Annotated in this window: 20 protein-coding genes, 1 tRNA gene and 1 pseudogene; 7 read left to right on the top strand and 15 right to left on the bottom strand. The window is 64.5% G+C overall.

The window, feature by feature from the left end; genetic code table 11:
* Positions 1–5: 5 nt before the first annotated feature.
* Positions 6–1,214: an MFS transporter gene (locus H276_RS0113410; RefSeq protein WP_019971821.1), complete on the bottom strand. Its 1,209-nt coding sequence runs from the start codon at positions 1,212–1,214 to the stop codon at positions 6–8.
* A gap of 102 nt (positions 1,215–1,316) precedes the next feature.
* Here H276_RS0113410 and H276_RS0113405 point away from each other — a divergent pair, with 102 nt between their 5' ends.
* On the top strand, positions 1,317–1,652 hold the full coding sequence (locus tag H276_RS0113405; protein WP_051111441.1) for a helix-turn-helix transcriptional regulator: 336 nt from the start codon (positions 1,317–1,319) through the stop codon (positions 1,650–1,652).
* A gap of 34 nt (positions 1,653–1,686) precedes the next feature.
* Here the strand turns inward: H276_RS0113405 and H276_RS0113400 are convergent, their stop codons facing one another.
* Positions 1,687–2,178 carry a YajQ family cyclic di-GMP-binding protein gene (locus H276_RS0113400; protein ID WP_019971819.1) on the bottom strand — a complete coding sequence of 164 codons (492 nt, stop codon included), beginning with the start codon at positions 2,176–2,178 and terminating at the stop codon, positions 1,687–1,689.
* Between the two features lie 109 nt (positions 2,179–2,287).
* Between H276_RS0113400 and H276_RS0113395 the strand changes: the two genes are divergently transcribed.
* Positions 2,288–2,370, top strand: a tRNA-Tyr gene (locus tag H276_RS0113395).
* A gap of 280 nt (positions 2,371–2,650) precedes the next feature.
* A complete protein-coding gene (locus tag H276_RS0113390; protein ID WP_231376671.1) occupies positions 2,651–4,246 on the top strand; it encodes a hypothetical protein in 1,596 nt (531 codons plus the stop codon).
* Positions 4,247–4,364: 118 nt separating this feature from the next.
* Here H276_RS0113390 and H276_RS0113385 read toward each other — a convergent pair whose 3' ends face one another.
* Positions 4,365–6,170 carry a hypothetical protein gene (locus H276_RS0113385; protein ID WP_026356960.1) on the bottom strand — a complete coding sequence of 602 codons (1,806 nt, stop codon included), beginning with the start codon at positions 6,168–6,170 and terminating at the stop codon, positions 4,365–4,367.
* Positions 6,171–6,379: 209 nt separating this feature from the next.
* On the opposite strand from H276_RS0113385, the gene H276_RS0113380 reads away from it, so the two are divergent.
* Positions 6,380–8,029, top strand: coding sequence for a hypothetical protein (locus H276_RS0113380; protein ID WP_019971816.1), 1,650 nt, complete (start codon positions 6,380–6,382; stop codon positions 8,027–8,029).
* Positions 8,030–8,113: 84 nt separating this feature from the next.
* Here the strand turns inward: H276_RS0113380 and H276_RS0113375 are convergent, their stop codons facing one another.
* The 9 genes and pseudogenes from H276_RS0113375 to H276_RS22980 form a co-directional block, all read right to left on the bottom strand.
* Positions 8,114–9,298: a lanthionine synthetase LanC family protein gene (locus tag H276_RS0113375; RefSeq protein ID WP_231376670.1), complete on the bottom strand. Its 1,185-nt coding sequence runs from the start codon at positions 9,296–9,298 to the stop codon at positions 8,114–8,116.
* Between the two features lie 431 nt (positions 9,299–9,729).
* Entirely contained in the window at positions 9,730–12,189 is a 2,460-nt protein-coding gene (locus tag H276_RS24690; protein ID WP_155943089.1) for a lantibiotic dehydratase, read from the bottom strand.
* Entirely contained in the window at positions 12,189–13,208 is a 1,020-nt protein-coding gene (locus H276_RS0113365; RefSeq protein ID WP_019971813.1) for a thiopeptide-type bacteriocin biosynthesis protein, read from the bottom strand. The genes H276_RS24690 and H276_RS0113365 overlap by 1 nt, the downstream gene beginning before the upstream one ends.
* A gap of 207 nt (positions 13,209–13,415) precedes the next feature.
* Positions 13,416–14,282 (bottom strand): alpha/beta fold hydrolase, encoded by an 867-nt coding sequence (locus tag H276_RS0113360; protein ID WP_019971812.1) that lies wholly within the window; start codon positions 14,280–14,282, stop codon positions 13,416–13,418.
* Between the two features lie 77 nt (positions 14,283–14,359).
* A complete protein-coding gene (locus H276_RS0113355; protein WP_019971811.1) occupies positions 14,360–15,064 on the bottom strand; it encodes a TetR/AcrR family transcriptional regulator in 705 nt (234 codons plus the stop codon).
* A gap of 70 nt (positions 15,065–15,134) precedes the next feature.
* Positions 15,135–15,260, bottom strand: a pseudogene (locus H276_RS25320) (DUF3349 domain-containing protein); the annotation flags it as partial.
* Between the two features lie 18 nt (positions 15,261–15,278).
* Complete coding sequence (locus tag H276_RS0113350) at positions 15,279–15,569, bottom strand: hypothetical protein (protein ID WP_019971810.1); 291 nt, start codon at positions 15,567–15,569, stop codon at positions 15,279–15,281.
* An 18-nt stretch (positions 15,570–15,587) separates the two neighbouring features.
* Entirely contained in the window at positions 15,588–16,730 is a 1,143-nt protein-coding gene (locus H276_RS0113345; RefSeq protein WP_019971809.1) for an inorganic phosphate transporter, read from the bottom strand.
* Positions 16,731–16,807: 77 nt separating this feature from the next.
* On the bottom strand, positions 16,808–17,701 hold the full coding sequence (locus H276_RS22980; protein ID WP_231376675.1) for a DMT family transporter: 894 nt from the start codon (positions 17,699–17,701) through the stop codon (positions 16,808–16,810).
* 645 nt (positions 17,702–18,346) lie between these two features.
* Between H276_RS22980 and H276_RS25670 the strand changes: the two genes are divergently transcribed.
* Positions 18,347–18,898: a hypothetical protein gene (locus H276_RS25670; protein ID WP_369758478.1), complete on the top strand. Its 552-nt coding sequence runs from the start codon at positions 18,347–18,349 to the stop codon at positions 18,896–18,898.
* Positions 18,899–19,207: 309 nt separating this feature from the next.
* On the opposite strand, the gene H276_RS0113325 is transcribed toward H276_RS25670, so the two are convergent.
* Entirely contained in the window at positions 19,208–20,362 is a 1,155-nt protein-coding gene (locus tag H276_RS0113325) for a hypothetical protein (protein ID WP_026356956.1), read from the bottom strand.
* On the opposite strand from H276_RS0113325, the gene H276_RS22970 reads away from it, so the two are divergent.
* Positions 20,352–20,690 carry a hypothetical protein gene (locus H276_RS22970; RefSeq protein ID WP_019971808.1) on the top strand — a complete coding sequence of 113 codons (339 nt, stop codon included), beginning with the start codon at positions 20,352–20,354 and terminating at the stop codon, positions 20,688–20,690. The two genes, H276_RS0113325 and H276_RS22970, sit on opposite strands and share 11 nt — an antisense overlap.
* A 249-nt stretch (positions 20,691–20,939) precedes the next feature.
* Here the strand turns inward: H276_RS22970 and H276_RS0113315 are convergent, their stop codons facing one another.
* Together H276_RS0113315 and H276_RS0113310 are read right to left on the bottom strand one after the other, a co-directional pair.
* Positions 20,940–23,501, bottom strand: a complete 2,562-nt coding sequence (locus H276_RS0113315; protein ID WP_026356955.1) for a PQQ-binding-like beta-propeller repeat protein — start codon at positions 23,499–23,501, stop codon at positions 20,940–20,942.
* Positions 23,501–23,824, bottom strand: a complete 324-nt coding sequence (locus H276_RS0113310) for a DUF4333 domain-containing protein (RefSeq protein WP_026356954.1) — start codon at positions 23,822–23,824, stop codon at positions 23,501–23,503. Before H276_RS0113310 ends, H276_RS0113315 begins: the two co-directional genes overlap by 1 nt.
* A gap of 335 nt (positions 23,825–24,159) precedes the next feature.
* Here H276_RS0113310 and H276_RS0113305 point away from each other — a divergent pair.
* On the top strand, positions 24,160–24,781 hold a 622-nt coding region (locus tag H276_RS0113305; RefSeq protein ID WP_231376669.1), incomplete at its 3' end, for a VWA domain-containing protein.

The raw sequence follows: 24,781 nt of genomic DNA, 5'->3' as shown, positions 1-24,781 counted from the left end.
CTGCGTTATGTGCGTGCGGCTCCGCGCCTGGATCGAGCTCCGATCGCGGCTGCGGTGAGGCAGGCCAGCGCCACCGCCACGGCGAACCACGGGAACACCGTGGCCAGATCCCACCGGGTCGCCGCCCAACCGGCGAGCAGCGTCGGGACGGCCATCGCGGTGTAGGCCAGCACGTAGAACGCCGACATGGTCTCGCCGCGCTGATCGGCAGGCACCACGTGCGAGAGGTGGCGCAGCGAGCCGCCGAACCCGAGTCCGAATGCCGCGCCAAGTGACGCGGCGGCCAAGAACACCAGCGGCCAGGAATGAGTCAGCAGCACCGGCACGGTCAGTATCAACGTGATGGCCATTCCGATGTCGCCGGCGATCGCAGCGCGGTGGGCCGGGATGCGGGTGGCGGCCAGCTGCGCCATCGCGGCGGCGAAGGCGGTGACACCGACGACACCGCCGCCGAACAGCAGGTTGTCGATGTGGGTCTGGTAGGCGGCGAGCGACGGGTAGAGCGAGAGCAGCACGCCGAGCACCGACCATGACGCCATCGCGCCGATCGCAGAGAACCAGAAGTCGGATCGGATAGCCTGGGCGACAGCGGGTTTGGAGATCCGGATCGGTCCCGAAGCGCGCACGGTGTGCGTTTCGCGCAACGCCGCCACACCGACGCCGATGATGGCGCACAGCACCGCGACCACGGCATAGGGCGTGCGCAGAGGGTGTGGCGCGTATTGGGCCAGCAGTGCGGATCCGACGATCGCGATGGTCATTCCGATGTTGAAAGCGACGCCGCTGAGTTGCCCGGACCGCACACCGTGCTGCGGACGCAGATCCAGCAGGGCCGCCGCGGCGACCACCACGATCGAACCGACCGCGGCGCCGTGGATGGCGCGCGCCACCAGCAGCAACAACATGTTGTCGGCCACCAGGAACACACCGAGCCCGGCGATCATCGCGACAAGCGCGCCCAGCAGCACGGGTTTGCGCCCGACGACGTCGGAGACGCGGCCCGAGATGAGCACAGCGCCGAGCGCGGCGACGGCGTACACCGCGAACACGATGGTGGTCGCCAACGGCGTGAGATGCCACACCGTCTCGTAGAGCCCATAGAGTGGCGCGGGCAGACCGGACACTCCGAGGGCGACCCCGCACAGGACCAGCAGCAGGGGATAGGCCCAGCGTTGGGCGTCGGTGCTGACCGAGCGGTCTGCTTCCAGCGTCACCGGGGCTCCCGTGGGGTAGGTTTGATGGTGATCGAACCTCGTTGAGCTTACCGACGGTTAGATGATCATCAAACCTATTTTGTGCGTGATGGAGGGCACACCATGGCCGAGCCGCAGTTGGCCGAGACGGTCCGGCACCCTGTCGCGCCCATTCGCCAAGTGTTGTGTGCCCTGCAGGATCCGGTCCGCCTGGAGATGGTGCGCCGGCTGCACAACGCCGGCCGACCAGTGAAGTGCGCCGCGCTCTACGACGGCATCAACAAGTCGACCGCGACGCACCACTTCAACATCCTGCGCGACGCCGGGCTGATCGAGCGTGAGCCCGTCGAGGGGCACACCCATCAACGGCTGCGCACCGAGGATGTCGACGCCGCGATCCCGGGTCTACTGGATTCTGTTGTGGCACAAGCCAATCGCGAAACCAGCGGGCTCAGCTGATCAGAGGTGGGCCGGACCGGCTCAACGCAACACCTCAGCGGTAGTTGACGAACTGCAGTGCCACGTCGAGGTCGGCACCTTTGAGCAGTGCGATGACAGCCTGCAGATCGTCACGCTTTTTCGAGCTCACCCGAATCTCTTCGCCCTGGATCTGCGCCTTGACGCCCTTGGGGCCCTCATCGCGGATGAGCTTGGTGATCTTCTTGGCCTGCTCGCTGGTGATGCCCTGCTTGATATCGCCGGCCACTTTGTAGGTCTTGCCGCTGGCCTGCGGTTCGCCCGCGTCGAAGGCCTTCATCGAGATGTCCCGACGGACCAGCTTCTCCTTGAACACGTCGACGGCGGCCTTGACCCGCTCCTCGGTGCTGGAGGTGAGTTCGATCGCCTCGTCGCCTTTCCAGGCGATGGTGGTGTCGGTGCCGCGGAAGTCGAATCGGGTGGCCAACTCCTTGGCGGCCTGGTTGAGCGCATTGTCGACCTCCTGACGGTCGACCTTGCTGACGACGTCGAAGCTGGAATCCGCCATTGGAACGCTCTCCTCTTACTCTGCGTGTGCTGCCGGTTTGTGATTTAGGTACATCCTCGTTGTACCCTGCTAGTCGCACCAAACCGGAGACGGGGCGGATGCGAAAATTGGCAGGTTGCCCGAGCGGCCAATGGGAGCGGACTGTAAATCCGTCGGCTTACGCCTACAGTGGTTCGAATCCACTACCTGCCACCCTGGTCAGGCCCCCTTTTCGAGGGGGCCTGATTGCGTTTCAGGAGTAGTCCAGCAAATAAATCAATCCGCCATCCCAGGATCCTGCGGCATGGCCCAGCCGGCTGCCGCGGTGCCGCACTGATGCATCGACAGCAAATCTGCAGATAGTGCCCACCAAGCGCACAGCTAGCAGGGGTCACCATTGGCTAGGTTAGCCATACCTATGAAAACTTAGGCAAACCTAAGCATAGGACCCGTTCATTTCCCGGCAGTATGCCTCCACCTCTTAGGAGCTCACGTGCAACTAGCTCTGCGTCCGAACTCGATTGGGCAAGACTTGCAGTCTTGCCAATCAGCGTCGGCGAGCCGCGTCAGCAAATTCCTCATCGCCGGCGTCAGCGTGGCGGGAGCCGCGGCGATCGCCGTGAACCCACTGGCGCCAAACATGACCACCCACAACGTCGCGGCTGAAATACAGGCCCGTGCAGTCCGGCTCACCAGCGGGATCAGCGATGTGCTCGGCGACTACCAGAACGTTTTCAGCCAAGCGGGCACCAACCTGCAGACCTTGAGTGGCGAGGTCGCCGCACTTCCTGCGACGCTGCAGTCCATCGGCACCGACCTTTCGGGCCTCGCGACAAATTCGCAGACAGGGGTCGACCTGCCGACTCTGATCGCCGCCGCAGCGGCGATTCCCGGGTTGCTGCAGGCGATCAGCACCAATTCGTCGGACGCGAACCTGATCAGCACCGGACTTTCCGGTGCCGAGACTGGCTTGCAGAACGCGCTCGACGGCGGGTGGTACGGCGGCGACGACGGTTACATCTTCGGGCTGTTCGGCGGATCCGTGACACACGACGGCGTCACCGAATCGGGCAGCACGCTACAAGAAGTACTCACCGCTCTTCAGCAAGGCAACACCTTCGACGCTTTCGCCTACGGCGAGGCGTGGTCGTTGGAAACGATCGACCATACGCTGAAGCCCCTGCTGAGCCCCATCCTGAATACCGCCAAGGCCGGCGCAACGCCGACCGAGACGATTCCCGGCGACATCCTGCAGTCTTTGACGAATCTGGCGGCGACGTCATCGATGCCGGGAGCCGCCGATGCGCTACAAGCGTTGACGAATCTGACCGCAACATTTCTGAGCTATTCGAACCTGAAGGCCCTCGGCGATGCCGTGTTGTCTCCGGACCTCAGCGTCGCGTTCGGGTTGGTCGATGGCCTCAGCACGGCCCAAGCCGACGCGTCCTCCGGTAACACCGCGCAGGCGGTGACCGACGTCCTCACGGCGCCCGCCGACTTGGCCGGAGACCTTCTCAATGGCTATGTCCTCCAGAACGCCCAGTACAACCCCACGGGCACGCCATTCACCGGCCTGCTCAACAAAGGCAGCCTGCTTCAGGACGTATTGCAAACCTGGCCACAACAATTCGCTACTGCGGTGAGTCCTGCCACGGCGACGCCGAACGTCCAGGCGGCAGCGGCGACCGATGCCACCGCAGAGGCGCCATCGGCGAAGGTAGCAGTGGCGACCGATACCACCGCAGAGACGTCATCGGCGAAGGCGGCAGTGGCGACCGATGCCACCGCAGAGACGTCATCGGCGAAGGAGGCAGTGGCGACCGCCGGGGTCACGGCCGGTGTCGGCACCGCCAAGGACGTCACGCCAACCGGCACCACGGCGAAGACGGAGACGACCACCGCCAACGCCGGCAACGCCACCTTTGCCAGGCGCGGGTGGGGCGCCAAGTACGCCGGCGGCACCAAAGTGTCCGACTCGTCGTCCAGCCAACGCGGGACGCGCCACGACGACACGAGTTCGACCGCCGCGAAAGATGTCGGTAAGGCCCACAGCCACGGTGGGCGCTCGGCGTCTGGTCACGGCAAGTAGCTGTTTCGCTCGCTCCGACGGCCCGCTGCCGCCACCAGCGGGCCGTCATCGTCAAGCCGGGCCGACCATGTTCATTGACCTGGCGTGCCCCATCCACGACGATTGAGCAGCTGCAGGACTACGGGCTATCGGGCACCGTGGTCACCGGCTCCTCGCCGGAATGCCCACCGCCACTTGAGCTTCCGCCGTCATCGGATGATCCGCTGCCATTCGAACCACGCGACCTGCCACCGTCTGACGGCTCCTGCTCGTAGACCGTGGTCTGCGGTGCCTCGTGCGCCGGCGCCGGCGTGTAGGTCGGTTCTTCTCGCGGAGTCACGGGCTCCACAGAAGGTTCGGCAGAAGACGGAGGCGCCGACGATGTCACCGTGTGGGTCGGCGTGGACGGTGCCGTCGTAGTCGAAGGTGCCGTCGTGGTCGAGGGTGCCGGCGTTGTTGACGGAGCAGTGGTCGTCGTCGATGGGGCTGTCGTCGTTGGTGGCGTCGTGGTGGTCGGCGCTGTCGTCGTGGTGGTGCTCGTGGGTGGGGTGGTCGGTGTGGTCGGGAACGTCCACGGCGGTGTCCAAGGTGGCACGAGGGGCGGAACTGGGATGGGAACCGGTATCGGTGCCGGAATCGGCATTGGAATCGGAGCCGGCGGAACCTCGACGGGTGGGGGAGCCGGCGCAGGCTCTGGTGCGGCGGGCGGTGCCGGGTTGACCGGCGCCTGGTTGACCGGTCGATCGTCGATACGCACGTTCGGAACAACAGGGGCAGCGGGCGGCGGGGTCAGTACCGAGACCGGCAGGGCCACCGGGTCCGCCTGGTGCGGGACCGGTGGGAGGTACCGCCCCGGCACGGTGTTCGCCTGTGTGGGAGGCACCGGCTGGGCGGCCACGTCTGCGGTCGGCCGGACGTTGATCGCCACCGTGACGGCCAGGGTCGCGAAGCTGATCACCAGGAACATGACCGCGCTGCCCATGAGCAGCATCCGCGGCGCCGGTGGCGCGATGACCGTCGTGTAGTCGCCCTCGTCCTCCTGTTCGGGGACGAACTCGCCCAGCGGCTCCATCGGCATCTCGTCGGCCAAAAGCGCATCGTCGGCCTCCTGTGAGTACGCCAGATCCGGACCGACGGCTCCCTCGGCGGCCTGCGCGTTCGCAGGTGCCATCTGGGTGGCATCGCCTGCGGCTGCCGGGGCCATTTGGGTCGCGTCGCCTGCCGCCGGGGCCATCTGCGTGGCATCCGCAGCCGTAGGCGCCAGCTGCGTCGCGTCGAGCACGGGCGCCATCTGCGTCGCCGCCCCGGCCGGGGCGAAGCCCGACCCGTCGGCGGTCTGGGCCGCGCCGCGCGCAATGGCGTAACCCGCATCGGGCGCCACCTCGACGGGCGCGGTCGAACGTAGCTCTGCGGCAACGGAATCAAGATCCAAGCGCTGTCCCACCAACATGATCCGAGAAGGCGCCTCGGCGGCGGGCACGCGCTGCAACACCGCTGCGCACGCCACGGCCGCACCCGCGGCGCCGATCGGCACGGATGCCAGGGTGGAAGTCGACTGCTCGTCCTCGCCGACCACCGTCAGCGACACCGTGTCATCGTCGGCGAGCAGCAGCGCGGCATCCGCACCGACGGTACGGGCCAGTGCCGCTGCCGCTTCGGCTTCGTCCACGACCTCGACGTTCTGCACGCCGGCGGCTGCCACCCGCTGACGCAGCGTGTCAGCCGTCGACGGGTCGGGTAGGCACAACCGCGTCGCGGCGACCTGGTTGCCCGATTCGGTTACCTCGCGGTAGGTGCCGACGATGGTCTCGAACAGCTCCGACATCGCATCGTCGGACAGATCCAGTGCGTACTGGTCCAACAGTTGGCTGCCACTGGCGGGCGAACCGACCATCGCCAAGCGGGCCACCCGCCCGGTGACCGCCACCCCGAGGACTACGTCCACCGGTTACCACTCCTCATCTCACGCATGTTTCGGGCGTCGCGGCTCCTCGCCCCGTGCTGCGCTTTTGGACCCTTCAAAGCTACCGCACAGCCTCGGTGGATTCGGTCGGTCGAAAAGCGATCACGGCCGTCACCGCTTGTGCCTCAGAGCAAAAATGAGCACGCTGGTTGAATCGTCTTGCGACGTCACTCATAGAAGGGAATCGTTACGTGAGCGACCAGCGTTACGACGCTTCCGCCACCGTTTCGGTGGCGACCACGGCTGCACCCGCCGTGGCGCGGTCCGCACGTGTCGGATACGTCCCCACCCGGGCGAACAGGATGCGTGACGGTTTCGCCGTCGGGTTGCTGGTGCTGGCTCTGTTGCTCCCATGGAACCTCGAATTCGGCGTCGGCGTGCCCGACAGCGACGTGACGACGTTCGTCGTGCTGGCCGTCGTGACGCTGCTGGCCGTCGTGGCCGCGCTCACACCTCACCTCGGACCGTTGAGGCTCAACGCAGCGAACCCGGATGTCCGGCGAACCGGCCGGATTCGGCTAGGGTTGAGCCTCGCGTACCTGGTTGTGGTCATCGGATTCGTCGCCTTCCATCTGATGCAGACGGTCCACATTGGCGGGACCGGGGCCGTGCCTCCGGGGGTGGGCCCGGGCATGTTGCTCGGCATCGCGGGCGCACTGCTGGCGGCACAGCCGCCCATCACGTCGATCACCATCGAGGACAACAAGTTTCGCCGCTGGTATGCGGTGGCGCGGGTCATCGGTTTCGTCTCGATCGCGCTGGCGACGCTGTCGGTCGCGTTCAATCTGTACTGGCGGCTGCGATACCTCTTCGTCACCGACGTTGCGTTCGGTGATCACGATGTCGCGGTCATCGTCACGACGCTGCTCTACGGTGCGGAAGCGATGATCGCGTTGGTCATCGCATCACGCTGGCTGACCGAACGGACCGCCGCGGCCCGGCTGGCCACGACCGCCATCGGTGTATCGGGTGCGGTTGCGGCCACGGCGGTGTGGATCCTCGGGATCGGCCGGGACATCGACGCGTTTCACGGCATCGCCGAGAACACCTCGACTGCCGCGGTGGGCTATGAAGGCTATCTTGCGTGGGCGGCCGCTGCTGCGATCGTCGCACCCACGACGCTCTACGCCGTTCTGCTCATCAAGCCGCCGACCATCGGTGCCTATCGTGGGGCTGCGCAGAAGTGCTTGACGCTCATCGCGTTCTGGTCGTTCGCAGCGGCTGTGCTGCGCATCACCGATTATGTGATCGCGTTGTCTTTGGATCTTCCCCGTGCGCTGTACGACAGCGTTGCGATGACGGTGTTCAGCCTCGTCACCGGGTTCATCGCGCGGTGGGTGCACAGCCAGCTCGGCAAGGGGGTGGTGTCGGCGACCATCGCCGCGGCGTTCAGTGCCGTGCTATTTGTTTTCACGGTCGCGGATGTCGCGATCGGCGTCGCCCTGGCTCCCCGGTACGCCGAACCGGCACCCGCGGCGATCTATGGCAACAACCTGGCCCAGCAGATCACCAGCACCTTCGACGTCGCGGTGTGCGTGCTGAGCCTGACCGTGCTGGCCGCCATGTTGTTCACCGGCCCGCTGGCCGGCTACCTGGTCCGTCGCGACACGCGAGCCACGAAGCCTGCGGCACCGGCGCGGTCCGCCCCGGCGGCAGACGCGGCGCCACCGACCATCGTGCGGCAGCCCGGCGCCGCGGCCGTGCCGAGAATCGTTCGCTTGAAGGATGATTCGACGACAGTGCTGCCAGCCGCACCGACTACCGAGCTTCAGGTGCCGACGACGACCCTGCGAATTCAGCGGCGTCCCAGTTCCGGATGGCCGCCACCGTCGGATCGCTAGTACTGCGGCCGCGGCGCATCGCATTATGCGAGGTGTATTGTCCTGCAATCATTTTCATAGGACGTTCTTCAGAACGTCGATGGATCAACGCAATGCGATCAGTGGCAGCCACGCCCTGGAGCCGCCACGGGCGGTTATCCAGATAGCGGCGATTCCAGCGGCTCCGCCCAGTATCGTCATATCGTTCTCGCCAAGTTCGGCGATGTCCGCTCGCTGCGAGGCAATGAGCTGCATCAGTTCTGTCCGCAATTCCTCCAGCTCAGTCAAACCAGCTGTTCGAATGAAGGCATCAACAACTGCCAGAATTCCCGCTGCGCCATGGCATAGGCTCAGTGCAGCTCCGACATCGTCGTCATCGAAATACCTGACCTCGCGAAAACACCGCATATATGATGCGATTGCTTCGCACGCGAGATCCCGCAATGTGTTGTCACCCAGTACTCGCGCGGCGTCCCAAAGCGTCCAGGCGATGCCGGGGGTTCCATAGCACCACGCTTGCCGGCGGTAGAAACCGCGAGGAGGCTCGGCACCCTCGCGCCCCACGGGCGCCCATGTCACCAAACCGACATTGTCGACGAATACTTCACGCGCAAGCCATTCACAAGCATTCCAAAGTGCCTGCGAGTAACGCTCCCCGTCGGGAAGATACTCAACAGCATGACGCAGCGCAGCCACGACTCCGGTAACTCCGTGTCCAAGCCCGGTATTGATCCTGCCGACATTAAATGCGCTTCGTGGGTCGATATCATTGCCGGCTCGCAGCCTTTCCAGGCCAGGACTGTCGCACAACAGTGCCAGATGCGCAACGGCAGGCTGGATGAGCTCAGCGTCATCCACATTGGCGATCCCTGCGAGCACCAGCCCCGCGGGGCCCGTAAATAAGTCGTAGTCCCGCCACGCCACACCAGATGTCTGCCAAGCGTTAGTGCCAAAATAGCGTTTGGTGCGGTCTGCCAACGCTGAACGGAGAGGTATCAGCGATGGGTAGATCCCGATTGCAGCGCGCAAGCCGGCGTGAAAACCGCCCAACCCGCCGTATGCGCCAGCAGCATTGAAATCCGAAGGGATCTCGCCGATCCAGCGCGCAGTCGCATTGTGGGCTTCCGAGGCGACTGCGTCACTCTCTTGCAGCGCGACCGACGCCAATATCGCCGGCCCTGGGTCGTGACCGGACGCGTTGCGACCGTGGGCGCCCGCGTGAGCGTACGCACTGACCAAATCGAATGCCAATCCATCCATGTGCGTCATCAAAGTGGTCGTCGATGGCATGCGGATATCCCTTCGTCTGGCGTGCACGAATGGGGTCTTGGCAACGGAAAGATTACCGTGCAGACCCCATTCGCTCGCGAATTTACTGCTGCTACCGGTTTGCCTGTAGCCGCTGGACTAGTTCGGCACCTGATAGGGCGTGGGCCTCACCCGGCAGCAGAACATTCTCCAGTTTGTCACCTCGGCAGTTTGTGCAGCCTTTGCTTTCACAGTTGGTTTTGGTAGTTGCCTCGACGTCGCTGAATCGCGAACCGGCGATTCTCGACGCCAGCTCATCGATGCGAGCATGCAGTGCAGAAATCTCTGGAGTTGTCATTGTCGTTCCTTTTCTTTCCGATTTACGGTGTGGAATTTTTGTGGCGTCTCCGAGTGAAGGTCGGAGGGAATATCATGTTTCCCAGTCTTCTCCTTTCATAGCTTCTGATTTCTAGTCAGCTTGCCGCTGGGAAGAAATACGCGGAAATATCGGATGCGATGTTCTCAGCCAGGACGTGCACACCTATATTTATAGGGAATCGAAGCAGCATTTCAGAAGCAACAGCATCACCGGTCGGATGCTCCGCGCGATCGACGACCGGAAATTGGGTCGGCGCCGGCAGCATCTCCATGAGTTTTCCGTCCGGGCAGGTTCTGATGAATCTGTCGATCATTCGGACGGCTGACAAACTTTCAAGGTCACATGCCCTTTTCGTCCCGTGCACCGTATCCGACAAGACAATCCAGCGGGGCAGACCCTTTTCCTCGCGGAAGCCGATCAGGGCTTTGATCTTTGTTGACACGCTGGCGCCAGGGCTCCACAGAGGATGTCGCGGTACCCGCCACTGCGCCGGTGAGATGACCAACCCGCCCTCCACAGTGATTCTGGGAAGCTGCACGGACTGGGGAAGTTCATCAAGAAGATTGTCGAATCGATAGAAGGCCCACGGCATCAGTCTTGGTGACGCGGCGAATAACGCTTCGCCGAGAGTCGCCCAGGGTTCGGATAGTGCGCGTGTCGCGTGATAAATAGTCCAAATCGGGGCACCGTCAGCTTCGGCAATAAGACTACCGTCCGTGCGTCGTCGAATCGTAATCTCATCTAGCGAGATGTATCGGTCGGGTTTGTCGGCATCCGCAAAATACAGTGCACTATGCGGGTCGCCTGTCCAAGCACTCGTGTAACAGGGTCGGCGCACCGCGTTGGCGGCAGCGTCAGACAGTGGCGGTGCGAGGAATTCGACGAACGTCACGCCAGTCAGCTCTTCGACTTGTCGCAAAAATGACCGGTAAGCGTCCACATGCGGAATAGGTCCATGCAATCCCGTGAGTGAATCGACGAAGCGGGAGTCGACGGTCGCTGGAGGCCAGAACTGATCAAGAGCCGCTGTGAACTCTGCCTCGGGTGTTGGCACCCGTACCAGACAGTCAACGGGCCATCGCCACGACCACTGCTTAGCCCCAAGGTCATCCAACAATGACGAACTGATCGTGAACGCTGTGGAGCAGTCCGCTTGAGCTGCAATCAGATTCAGTAGAGGAGGCAAGTGTTCGGCTGGCTCCAACTGCGCTGCGGTGTGGTCGCTGTCATTGCCACTTGACAGTGGCCCGGGTGTCATCACATGCGACCGCAGAATTTCAGTTAGAGGCCACGGCCTGGATTTGCTGTAGCTGTCCCCTGTGGCCACCGGCCTGCGCTCAGTGAGCAATGATGCTGCTCGCAACGCGCACGATACTGCGCGCTCGAGGTCGGGGTTTCGATGCCGAGCCAGATCGACCTTTGACGGACGGTAGACATCCAGCCACCCCTCGGCCGGAGAGACAGGACCGGCGGCGACATTGCTGTCGATATCACCGAATTCCACTGGAGAACCGCTGATCCCCGCCGAAATGCATCGCTCTAATACCCCGATTGAGATCAAGTGGTGGAGTACCTCTCGCATCGCAAGCATGCTCGGGTTTTCTTCGTCGCCGAAGTACTCGGCTATCTCGCGATAAGTTTTGGGTCCCGAGGCCAGCGCCGCGAATATTGTGGACAGAAGGTGTGTTTGGTGAACAGATACCACAAGCGGGATGCCGCTTTCACCCGAAGCGTAGGCGAATACCAGATCATCTTCACTCCAACGAAGCGGATTGATGGCCACACGACAGTCCGACTGCGGATCCAGATCGTTCAGCGTGCAGGTTCTTGCCCTCAGACGGCGTCTATTCATGCGCCAATCCGCAGCGAACCAACCTTCAACCCTGGGGCAATAGGGCGAATCCACCCGGTCTTGACGTCGGTTTATCAACGAAACATGACTTAGCCACCCCAGTGGGGTCGGATCGGTGCATGCGCGGGTGAGACGGCCCCACAGGTAGTCGACATACCTATCGTGAACCTGCTCAGTTTCCGCGTGTAATGAGTGGACAAGCCCTGTCGATGAGCAGTGCGAATCCACAACCCGGCGGAATGTCGGAGATTTTCGTGCTATTTCAGCTGGAGTACGCGATAGTCGAACTTCTTCGACTCTGATCAAGCTGTCTAAATCTGTATCGATTTCCGCCACTTCACGGCCGAGTTCACAGTGTCGGCGGAAATCTTGGATGAGCATGGGATCAGGGCCAGCGGTAGATATCAAATGGGACAACCGAGTCGACTCGGGATCCGTCAACAGCTCGCCCTTGTGCAGTGTCCGACGCGCAGCGAGTGCAAATCTTCGATCGTCTCTCGACAGCGACTGTGCCGGAACGATCGTGTCACCGATCGTCTGGGCCAGGTGGAGGGATGATTTACAATAGCTGCGTTTCAAAAGCAAACTTTCCCGCGCTTTATCGAAAATTCCTGGATTAGCGCCGGATAACCAATATTTAACAGGCACACCTGCGGTGCGCAGGAGCGCTGAATCGCCGAAAGCATCACGATCTTTTGTCATTACCGGGATCGCATCTCAGCAAGGGACTCGGCGAATAGTGCTTGCTTCTCTGGAGTCATGCCGGCGCGGTTCCAGTGAAATATCACGTAATATGCGGCAGCCTGTCGCGGCCCAAGCTCCGTTGAGGTTGTCGCAAAGTACGCTTCTTTCCAGCGCCGTGCCCCAACTCGCAATGCTTCGCGATGACGCGTGATGAGTTCAGCAGACTCCGGATCAGCAGTATCAAGGAGGTTGGCGCGATCCCACCACTGGGCTGACAGCGCACCCGCCACCTCTGTGAAATCCGATAATGCCTTGACCTCACCTGAGATACAGCGGCCAGCCTCGGTGCGGAGACAATCCCACACTCCAGTCGCTTCCCAGCCATCAATCCCTAAGCCGTCGAACACGCCGTGAAGCAATTCCAGCGAAATCAGCCATACCGGTAGAGATCGAGATATTTCTTGGGGGATTTCCGCGTGATGTCGAAGCCAAAAGAGCGAATCTATCGTGAATAACCCGTGCACGTGGTCCATGGACGCAGATCCGCCAAATAAGTAGGTCTCCGGCTCGTACACACCCGACTGAATATTTACAATCAGACGATCACGCTTCATTCGCTGCATCACATCGTCGATACCAAGCCGCACAGTATTGATCGACGCATCGTCGGATGCTTCAAACCGGAGTCGAATTCCAGGCGGCTTATGCATGTAGAAGAAGTTCCGAGCTGCACCCGACAGGAGTAGGTTCTCCGCAAGACCAGACACGCTTGAATACACGCGGCGCAATGAGACCTGGTCGGCGGCAGGCCGGATTCCGATCTGCACCCACCGGCGAGACTTTCTGCTTAACGAGTACAGCCCGGCGTCGAACACCGCTGACTTGGCACGCACCAACTGATCGTGGTGGAACAGCTTTTGCAGCCTTCTCGCAGCTTCGTCGCTATCGGTGCAGTACGCGATAAACACCGATTTATCGACGGGAATACCGTCGATAAAGATCTCATTTTCGCTTACACAGAAGTTCTGCTTGCCCATCAGAATGCTGCTCCTCCCTCAAGCAGTACCTCGTCCCCGAAAACGAGGCTATCGCCGTGAGAGGAGCCCCCACACGAGTAGTGGACTACCTGTGTTTGAGCTGCCAATTACTGACGGGTGCACCGCACGCGAATAAGTACGTACCACCAAGTCGTAACTGGCTCTTCATAAATGGGATACCGTGCGCATCGATCTGCGGCTGCGGTACTAGGCGTCTGCGGAGAAGAATCGGCGCAACTGTGCGGCGATGACGACCGGGTTGCCGCCTTGGTCTTGGGGCCCACCGTGATTGAGGCCGGGAAGTTCGGTCCGAGTCACATGCGGGAGCACTTTTTGCAGGGCGTCGAGGGTGCCGGTGAACAGTGGCGGCGCGCCGCTGCCGCACAGCAGCAAGACCTCTGCGGTGACGTTCTTGTAGTCGTCGATGGTGCCTTCGCTGGCTATGACGACGTCCAACTCCTGTTTCCACGCCACGATCAGGTCGCGCAGTGCGGCATTGTCACCTTTGGCCAGCCGGGCATCGGCCCACAGCCAGCCCCGGCAGACGATGGGGCTGATCATGATTCGTTGCAGGAGGCGATACGGTGCTGAAACCGCTTGTGTCCGAGGGTCAGAGCGCGTCGCATCCGCGGCGAGGCTGGCCATTGCAGCCCCGATGTCGCCGCTGGTGACCAGCCGTTGCCCACGGCTGATTACTGCTTTGAATTCATCCAGACCCGGTTGGCCGACGAATATGACCGGCTCGAAGACAGCGACCTTGCGGATCGCCGGAATGGTCACGGCGCCGTGCAGCGCGAACAAGCCGCCGTCGGCGACACCGAAGACGTAGTGCGCGTTCGTAGCGGTGACGACCGCGGCGAGGTCTTCGTCTTCGCGCGCGATCTGGTAATTCGGCCCGTAGGGGCCGCTCATACCTCGGCCACGGCGGTCAGGGAGGTAGACGGTGAACTGGTTGGCCAATGTGGCGGCCAACTTCATGTAGTGCTGTGAGGCGAGTGCGCCACCATGCAGAATGATCAGTCCTGGGCCGCGGCCGAGCCGACGAAAGCCGATCGTTGTGCCGTCTTTTGACATCACCGTTCCCGTTGAATAGCTTGGTTTCGAGTTCAACATGGCTTAGGACTCCTTGGGTTTCGGCTCACGGCGTGACATCAGTAGTTGCGCGGCAACCCCGCCAGCATGGTGTCGACCTGCTCTCGGGTGAGTGTGGCCACGCTGCCGTCGGCAAGTCCGAGGATGCGGTCTATGGCCAGCCCGTGAAGTCTGAAACGTGTTGTTAGTAGGTCAATTTCGTGGCTTCTGGCGGAATCGTCGGCGGCATCGGCCACCCGCAGCAGGTTCGAGTTGGTGCGTGCGGCGAAGCCCTGGAGCATGTCGGCGACCCCTTCGGCGTCGAAGGTGTCGAAGGTGCCCTGTGTCACGCCATCGGATATCAGCTGTGTGAGCAGTGGTCGGGCCAGGTCCTCTCCGAGTGCGACGATGCGCGCATAGAGCTGAGCGTTTTCGGGTCTCAGCAGCGACACCGCCGCCGCCAGCTGTTCGGGCGTCCCCGTCGCAACCTTGACGTCAAATCCGGACTGCAGCAGGGTGTTCAACTTGTCCAGCGCATTGCCGTCGCACTGGGCGACAGTGGCTTCGATGGTGGTGAACTGGTCGCGGACGATGCGGTCGGCCAACGCGACGATGAGCGCTTCCTTTGACGGGAACCAATGGTAGAACGCGCCTTTGGAGACTCCCGCATCGGCGATCAGGTCATTGAGGCTGACATTGTCGTAGCCGCGCTGCAGGAACAACGCCAACGCCCGGTCCAGCAGCTCTGCTCGGCGGACATCGGGATGCTTGATCACCCGCGGCATGCCACGACCATACCGACCATCGGTCGGTATGGTCAACCACTGGTCTGTATGGCCGACCGTCGGTCGGAAATCTGACCTCGTCATCGGTCAACCGCCGCCGGAGCAGCGCCAGCAGGGATACGCGGTCCGGCCCGGGAACACTCTCCGGGTAGCCGGCGGTGATCCAAGCCACGACCCTCGCGAAGAAAGTATTCAGGGGTGCCGCCACCATCGATTATTTGTGGGTCGCCGTGCCGAACAGGTAGACGCCGGTGTGGTGGCCGATGAAGTTGTTGGCGATGAACAACACGCCGGTGACGACGACAACCAGAACCAACCCAAAGATCGTCCAGCTGAGGCCGACCAGCAGCCGACGCCGCCCGGCGCTGGACTGATCGTCCGGACCTGCCGCAGCGGCGGTGCTGAGCCGGACTCCGAGGGCGAACAGGGTCGGCACCGCAGCACCTATGGCCAGGCCGAAAAGCAGGATCTTGCCGACGGCCGCGAAATTGATCCACTCGTTCATCTGATGTCGCTTCCGTTCCTACTTGGCCTCGGCGGTGCCGGTGAGGCTGCCTTCCCAGGCGTCGTTGACGTTCGTGTGGTCGATCGGCGGCTTGCGCGACCTGATCCAGATGGGTACCGCCGAGCCGATCAACACCAGAAATCCGATCAGGGGTCCGGCAAACCCGCCGATACCGTGCACCAAGAAGTAGGTGAATGCGCCGACGAGGCCTGCAGCAGGCAGCGTGATGAGCCAGGCGATGGCCATCTTGCGGGCGACGCCCCAGCGCACCTCGGTACGCCGGCCGACGCCGCTACCGAGGATCGAGCCGGTGGCGACGTGGGTGGTCGACAGCGAGTACCCGAAATTACTGGAGAGCAGAATCGTGGCCGCCGACGCGCACTCGGCGGCCATGCCCTGCGGGGCCGCGGTGTCGACCAGTCCCTTGCCCAGGGTGCGGATGACCCGCCAGCCTCCCGAGAGGGTGCCGAGAGCGATGGCAACCGCACACGCGACGACCACCCAGAAGGGCGGCATTGTCGCGGACTCGTCGACGGCGCCGTAGGAGATGAGAGCCAGGAAGATGATGCCCATCGTCTTCTGCGCGTCATTGGTGCCGTGCGCCAGCGAGATCAGCGACGCCGACCCGATCTGGCCGTACCGGAATCCGGCAATGGTGCGCTCCTCGGGCAGACCGCGGATCAGTCGATAGACCAGCCAACTGGCGATGCCAGCCACGATGCCGGCGATCAGCGGCGACAACACCGCAGGCACGATCACCGTCGAGACCAGCCCGTGCCAGATCACGCCGTGTCCCCCGACGGCGGCGATCATGGCGCCGACGATGCCGCCGATGAGTGCATGCGACGAGCTCGACGGCATACCGAGCAGCCACGTGAGCAGGTTCCAGACGATCCCGCCGACCAGGCCGGCGAACACCAGCTCCAGGGTGACTAGATTGGCGTCGACCAGGCCTTTCGCGATGGTGGCTGCGACTGCGGTGGAAAGAAATGCACCGACGAGATTGAGTGCTGCCGACAGCCCGACCGCGGTCCGTGGTTTCAGTGCTCCGCTGGCGATCGACGTTGCCATGGCATTGCCGGTGTCATGAAATCCGTTGGTGAAATCGAATATCAGCGCAGTGACGACGACGATGCACAGCAGGAGGGACTGTAAACCCACGGTGAACGATTCTGAAACAGAGATGGTGCGGAAACCTAATTAGCAGGCAGAGGACTGCGTCACTGTCGGCGCTGGCGCTACGTGCGGGCGGTGATCCGGCAGGCGCTTCCGAGGATCAGGACGCACCCGATCACCTGCAATACAGATGGCACCTGCCCGAGGAACACGGCGGCCAGCAGGAGCGCGCCGATCGGTGTCAACAACAGCAGCGCAGAACTGACTTCGACCCGCAGCAGTAGATTGCTCAGCGCTACGAGCAGCCAGCCCAGTACCTGGCCGCAGATCGCTGTGAGCACGAGCCAGCCCGCCGGCCCCCCAGCCCGGTGCCAGGGGTGACGCCACCGGTCAGGGCACCACCGATCGGTGCAGCGCACGCTGCGGATCCGATGGTGGTGACGTACGACTGGACCGGCGGTTGGTCCGGCCCGCCGCGTCGCAGCAGGAACAGGAACGCCGAGTAACACAGCGCGGCCAACGCCGAATGGATGGATCCGGCCAAGGGTGCCGGTCCCCGTCACGCCGGATTCGAAGATGCCGCCGGTGAGCACTGTGCCCAGCGTGACGACTGGCAACAGCGCAATGAACCGAGTGCTCAGCGGCTCACGGTCGATCAGCCGGGCCAGTAGCGGCACCATCACCACCTGGGTGTTGACCAGCACGGCGGACAGCCCGACGCCGACCTCGTAGATCGCCTGGGTCCAGAACAATGCGTCCGCTGCGAACAGCACTCCCGCGGCCGCCGCCCATCTGTGCTGTCGCGCGGTCGGTTCGCCACGGTGGCGCCGTTCGGCAACCGCGAGCGGTATCAACACAGGCAGGGCGAACACGCATCGGAAGAACGAGGCAGTGCCGGGCGAGGTGGTCGACAATGCCACGAACAGGCCCGACGTAGACACCCCGAGCGCACCCACGGCCGCGGCCGCCACCGGTCGCTCGTTGATCGCATGCAGTCCTCGGCTGACGTTGAGCATCACTGATTGATGGTAGAAACGAGTTGGTGCTCTACGCGTAGCAATTTCCCGGCACGCCAACGAGCCTCGGGCCAGGTGAGCGGAATCCATTGGCGCACAACTTTATTGACTCGGGCCGGAAGTCGGTCGGTTATCTGGCGTATTTCAAAGGTTCGACTCCTTGCGCAGCGGTTTCGGCTGTTGTGTATCCGGTCGGCAACTCACACGCTCGCAGCACCCATGGACGGCGCACAACATCGAAAGGAGTAGCCATGGACATTCTCAAGACGATCAACCTGCGTTGGATGCGACAGTCCCGCGCAGCGAAGGCGGAGCAGTTGCTCAATGCCGCTGGCGGCTACACCTTTCCGGTCGACGGCTGGGTGCGGGTGCGCCGGTTCCTGACTCTGGGCACCGACGGCGGCGCGTACTACACCCGTAGCGGTGACCTCACGCGTGACAACGCAGAGGTGGTGCTGCGGGCCGCCGCAACCGATCCCGTCGGGCTGGTGACCCGCATCGTCGCGGTCTCCCGAAGCGGGGCGGGCGCCCAAGGCCAACCCGGCGCTGTTCGCGCTGGCGGGCACGGTCGGCGAGACGGTCGCCGCGCAGCTGGCCGATCCCGATCGGCTGGCGCGGGCGCGCGTGTACTCGGTGAATATCCTTGTGGCACAGCGTACCTACGCGTCGGGTCACGGGGACCGCGGGCAGAGCACCTGGAAGCCCGTCGGCCGCATCAGCGATGCGCTCGACGCCGCGTTCTACGCGGCCTACGGGGCGGTGCAGCCGGCGAACAAGCGGACGCTGCTCGCACTGGACATCTCGGGCTCGATGGTGATGCCGGTGTCGGGGCTGCCGGTGACGTACCGGGAGGCGTCGTCCGCGCTGGCGATGGTGACCGCGGCCACCGAGCCGCAGCACCGGATCATCGGGTTCACCGCGGGCAGCCGCGGATACCCGGACACTGCGGTCACCGAGCTGGATATCGGCCCGCGTCGTCGCCTCGACGACGTGTGCCGGTACACCGCCGGGTTGCCGATGGGTGCCACGGACTGCGCACTGCCGATGGTCTGGGCACTCAAGCATTGGGTGGAGGTGGACACGCTCCACATCTACACCGACAACGAAACCTGGTACGGGAACATCTATCCGCACCAGGCGCTCGAGCAGTACCGCCGATGGATGGCATTGATGCGCGCCTGGTGGTCGTCGCTATGACGGTCGCCCGCAACTCGATCGCCGATCCGAGCGACCCGCGTCAGCTCGACATCTCCGGGTTCGACTCGGCGGTACCGACGCTGCTCGCGGACTTCTCCCGCGCCGACGTGTAGCGGAATGTAGTCGGGGGTGGCGGCGGGCTCGACACAGTGGGAATTGCAACGCGAGAACGTCCACCGTGCACGAGCGCATGACAACGGCCACGGCCGACACGACGGGAACGTCCACGCGGTCGCACCGGCGCGGTCGCCACCCGATCGCGCCGATGCCGGAGGGTGTCCGAAGGCCGTGCAGTGCAGTCGGTTTCGATCAAGGGCGGCTCCACCGAGAGGAGTTGGCCGTCCAGTCCGCGATCAGTTCGCGATCGTAGTTCTCGGCGCGGATACGCAGGTCCGTGTAGATGAGCATCTGCAGCGTGCGGAAGACGGCGATCAGCACGGGGAAGCCGACGAACATGGCGAGTAGACCGAGAACGCCCGCGAACATGCTGACGAAGAACACCACGAACAACAGCGGGGCCGCGCACGCGGACCACAGCAGGTGGATTCCGATCAGCCTGCCGGCTGCGGGCTTGGCCAACTGCATCGACCGTTTGAGGGAGTCGGCCACGCCGCGACGCTCGACCACCAGCACGATCGGAGCCAGGCTGAAGAGAACGCCGATGGCGAAGGAGACACCGAACAGCAGCAACGACAGCAGCAGGATGCCCGGCCCGAACCCGACCGTCACGATGTAGACCGTGAAGAAGAGCAACTCGGGAATGAGGAAGATCGCGTAGAACGTCAACGTGAGACGGCACAGCACGAACATCTGCCGCCACGCCGCCACGAAGACCTCGCCCAGTCGCACCGGCGCTCCGCGCACCGCACGGTCGGTAGCCGTCACTGTTGTTCCGATGAGCATGGCGTCGGCGGGCAGTGCCAGCGCCCAGGCGATCGCCTGCATGACGACGACCATCGCGATCATCGACGCGACTAAGCCGCCCGCGCTGCCGCCGGAGAACAGGCTGTCGGACATAGACATCGTCGCACTCATGAACAGGTCGGAGACGAGCGTCATCGCCAGTCCGGCGACGAGGCCGCACGCCACCAGGATCACCAACGGGATTCCGACCAGCGTCGGCCAGTTGCGGGCCACGATCCTGAACGCACCGCCGAGCAGTTCGGGCATCGTCTGTGCGCGCAACGGGACGATCGGGGTCGGCTGCACGGACGGTTGGCCGTGGGAGCTGGCCCGAGAGGTCGGCGGCGCCGCGGCTCCCGGCGCCGAGAGCCGCACGCGTGCAAGCAGTTCCGCGACGTCATCGGGCCAGCCGACGCGATGCGAGTGGGTATACCAGGCGCTGACGCCGAACGCCACGGCCAGCAGGAGGAAGTCGATACCCGGAAGGCTCAGCAGCATGAGGACGGTTGCGATACCGGCGCACGCGGCCAGGACGTGGAAGGACTGCAGGTTGAACAGCACGGGTCGCGCGGGACCGCCGACCTGGTTGCCCGGCCAGCTTGGCGCCGGTGCAGGGGAGGACGTCGGCGCTGTGCCGTACGGGGCGGCGCTCGCGAGACCCCAGGCCGATCCCGCAGATGGCGGCACGATCGGGGGCGCGCTCACGGGCGGGGGCGGCTGGATGGACGCGAACGCGTTCGGGGCGGTGGCCGCAGGTCCCCACGTCGACGCGGACGACGGTGGCACGACCGGCTGTGTGCTCGATGCCGGCGCCTGGATGGGTGGGAGTGCCTGCTGGACGGGCGGTGTCGCGGGTCGCGGAATCGAGGCGGGTGGCCCCGGCGGCTGAGGAACGGCCCGTGGACCGGACTGACGGGTTTCCGATCCGGTGTAGGTGGTACCGGCGGCGAAACGGGAGCTCGGCGGGCGCAGACCGTGCGGGTCGGTCGGCGCCGGCGCCTGGCCGAAGTGCTGCGCGGTTTGCGCGCGGTAGTCCGCGTGCGGGTCGGCGGATACGCCGTCATCGGTACTCAATGGAGGGTCCCCCTGGTGTTTCGAGGCGAAGAACCGTGAGCTTGTCGATGACTGTCGTTGCGGCTCACGGGTTGAACGCGGTGCTGCCGTCGATCGGATGCGTGGTGCTGACGAGCTTGGCGTAGCAGTGGTCGCGGTCCAGGCCGTGGCCGGTGCACCAGCCCAGCGCGCCGCCCGCGTCGGGGAACGTGACACCGGCGATGGTGACCCAGAAGTCGGGAGCCGAGAACGTCGACCAGTCACCAGTCCACAGCAGGCGCACCTCGGGGTACTTGAGCCTCAGGTCGAGATGCTCGCGTAGCGTTTCGGCGTTCTGCCAGATGATTCCGTCGGCGACGAGGCCGGGCCGCTTCGAACTGAGCTGCGGCACCCAGCGGTCGGCGAGCTGTCCGACCACGAACGGGCGATCCGAGTTTGCGATGGCGCGCAGCGCGTCGTAGCTCGCCGACTCGTCGTCGCCGGAGGCGGGTCGGCCCGGTCCGGTGGCGGTCGAGGATCCCGACCCCGACCGCACGGCCGCCGCCGTGGTGCCGGCAACAGACCCGTCCTGTTCACAGTCGATCAGCAGTGTCGACGCGTCGAGGTCCACGGCGCCCCGGCTGCTGGCCCCGTCGCCGGGTGCCTCGCGGGTGGAAACCGGTAACCGCCAGAAGGTTCCGACCGGGAAGAGGAAGTCGTGCGTGACGTTCGGATCGTGGGCTGACCCGCCGGCGGCCGGCGCTATCGTGATCGGCTTCGCCGAGAGGTCGAAGACCGCAGACGCCACGTTCTGCCCGTTGGACGTGACGGCGATGCGGGTGCGCGACGCGGACAGCACGTCGCCGCCGGGGCAGTGCGCCACGATCTTGACGGTGATGACCAGCGCGCCGGAATCGGCGCGGATCGCCTGCGGTACGAACTCCGGCGGTCTGCCGCACTTCGTGACGAGCTTCGTGCCGTCGTCGCCGTCGGCCTGCGGGCCCCGTATGTCGGGCACGGGGACTTCGGGTCCGGTCGGCGGCAGAAGTGAGACACCCTGCGAGGTGACGACCAGTAGGCCGCGCTCGGTGGCGTAGAGTACCGGCCTGTCCCGGCCGACGCCGACCGTGCCGGACCACTGTCGCGAGCCGTCGGCGACGGACAGGGCCGTCACCCCGGCGTCGTCCTCGGGTATCAGCAGATTCGCGCCGTCGGTGACCGCGGTGTCGGCCGACGAGGCCGCGGACGAGCGCCACAGGGTTGCGCCCGACCGCATGTCGTACGCGGACAGCCCGTCATCGGCCGCGATCAGAACGTTGCCGACGACCGCCGGCCCGTAGCCGGGCTCGGCGACGTGCCAGAGTTTCTCGCCGGTGTTCGGGTCGAGCCCGTCGCCTTCGTTGGTGAGGAGGGGCGGGCGGCCGCCGCGGGCGACGCTGAGGCTAGGCCGCGATACGGCCGCGTCAACGGTGAACAGGGACCGGCCGTCGCCATCGTAGACGCCGGTGGTCCAGTCCGACATGTTGACGTTTCGCCGGCACTTGAGCGCGACGATCGCGGGCCCCTCGACGACGGATGCGTTGGTCACCTCGTCGCCGATCGCAGACGATCCGTCGTCGGTCTTGAGCACGAAATTGGCGCCGCCGCCCTGATACCCCCACACCAGCCCGTCGCGGAGGTGGATGTCCAGGCCGTCGCCGCCGCCGTAGCCGGAGCACGCGTTCTCCGCGACTGTGGTGGTCCAGTCCCCGGTCGGATCGTCACGGGTGCCGCGCGCGACGGTCAGGCCGTCGGGGTTCTTGTAGCCGGCCGTGTAGAGGTCGTCGCCGTCGGCGGCGAGCATGCCGACGTTGAAGGGCAGTGCGGCGGTGGAGACCACTCCGCCGGATTTCAGGTCGATGAACTGGATCCGGCTCTGATCGTTGCCGGACACGGTGCAGGGCAACGTGTCGCCGAGGGGCGTCCGCGAGCATCCGTCGTTGAGCCCGGCGGGCACCGACCACTCGACGCTGCCGTCGGCCAGATCAAGTGAGATCAGCAGCGCGCCGGTGCCGTTCGACTCCTTCGCGACCGCGTGGAAGAGGACGTGGTCGCCGATCACGATCGCGCCGGGTGAGCCGTAGTAGGCGACCCCGTAGACGGGTGTGGCGATCGCCGGCTCGTCGCCGGCCACCAGAGACGCCGCCCGCACGGTCCACGCGGGTTGCGGCTGCGTCGGATAGGTGCCGGGCAGCATCTTGTCGGGGCGCGCATGCTCTGGGTTGTCACCGGTCCACCACGCCACTGCGGCCACCGATGCCGCCACGACCACGGCGACTAGTGCGGCGGCACCGAGGACGATGGCGGTGCGACGGGACGGTGGTCGCGGTTTAGAGGGTGCGGCGGCATCAGTCTGCGGCTCGGGCTCCGCCGCGGCATGGGCGGGGGCTGCGATCGGCAACCACACCTGTTCGATGGACTCGCTCTCGTGCGCCCGCATCCGCTCGATCCGCGGTGGCCGGGCGGCGCCCTTCTCGACGCCCGGCTCGTGTCCGGCGGCTGCGGTGTCCTCGACCCAGAACCGCCATCCCGGCGGCGCGGCCGGCCACGCGGGGTCGGGCTGCCAATCGGGACCGGGGGTGAAATCGGGGTCCACCGGCCACGCGGGCGGCGGATTGAAGCGGGCCATCACGAGGGATTCGGGTGGTCGGCGACTTTGATGCCGAACTCGACGTCGTCGTCCTTCACGCCGCTCACCGTGACGACGACGTTGTAGACGGCGCCCTTCTCGGTGAGCGTGCAGGTCAGCGTGGCACCGACAGTGGCGTCGAGGTTCTGCGGGCACGCCACGATGTCGGGGGCCTTACCGACCTGCTCCTTGAGCTTGGTGCTGACATGCTGCGCGACCGCCGTCTTGTCCACGGTCCTCGGAGCGGTCTCGGTCGAACAGGCGGTGCATCCCACGGCCAGCCCCAGGGTGGTCACGGCGAGCATCGACGCGCCAAACCTCATGCAACCCCCTCTACGCCTCGCATGGTTCGCTGGAGGCACGTTACAGCTAACAGCTCCGAACGCGCGCGTGAACCTCCCCGTCCGGCGGACAAGGTCACCTGGGACCGACGTGGCCACGCAGCGAACGCTACCGGCGAACCGTTGGCGCAGATGTCGTCCGATTGACTGACACCGACGGCGTGTCAGTCAATCGGCAGGCGTGTTCGGACTGCCGGTCGGCGCGAGTTGAGTATTGTCCTGCTAGCGAAGGGACCTTGGGGTCATCGGGCACACGGTCGGGCCGACCGTGAGACGATGCCCGTCGGCAATCGACGAGTGCTCTGGAGGGATGTCCGTTGACTCAATCGTGGGCGGTGGAGCTCAATGACGAGAACCCGGACCCGCGCGTCGCCTGCGTCGTGTTGGCGGATGTTTCCGGGTCGATGATGGGGCAACCGATCGCGGCGCTTGAGCGCGGGTACGCGGCGTTTACCCAGTACCTGAATACCGAGACGCTGGCGAGTAAGCGGGTGGAGGTGGCGGTGGTGACGTTCGGGTCGGTGGCGACGGTGTTGGTGCCTATGCAGGAGGCGCGCATGCTGCAGCCGGCCCGGTTCACCGCGTCCGGCCGGACGAACATGGCCGCGGGTATACATCTGGCCTTGGACATACTGGAAGACCGCAAGGATGCGTATAAGGCTGCGGGCCTGCAGTATTACCGGCCGTGGATACTGCTGCTGACTGACGGTGAACCGAACCAGGAGGGTTTTGGTGAGGCGGTCGCGCGGCTGAACGGTGTCGAAATGGCCCGTGGGGTGACGGTCTTCGCGGTCGGCGCCGGTCCGCAGGTGAATTATCAGATGCTGGCCCGTCTGTCCGTGCAGCGCAGCCCCGCTCCACTCGACGGTCTCAAGTACGAGGAGCTGTTCGAGTGGCTGTCGGCGTCGCTGAGCAACGTCTCGAATTCGACGGAGTTCG

The organism is Mycobacterium sp. 141, from assembly GCF_000382405.1.
Classification (GTDB): Bacteria; Actinomycetota; Actinomycetes; order Mycobacteriales; family Mycobacteriaceae; genus Mycobacterium.
The sequence above is the reverse complement of the archived record's forward strand: the minus strand, read 5'-3'. Positions and strand labels throughout refer to the sequence as shown.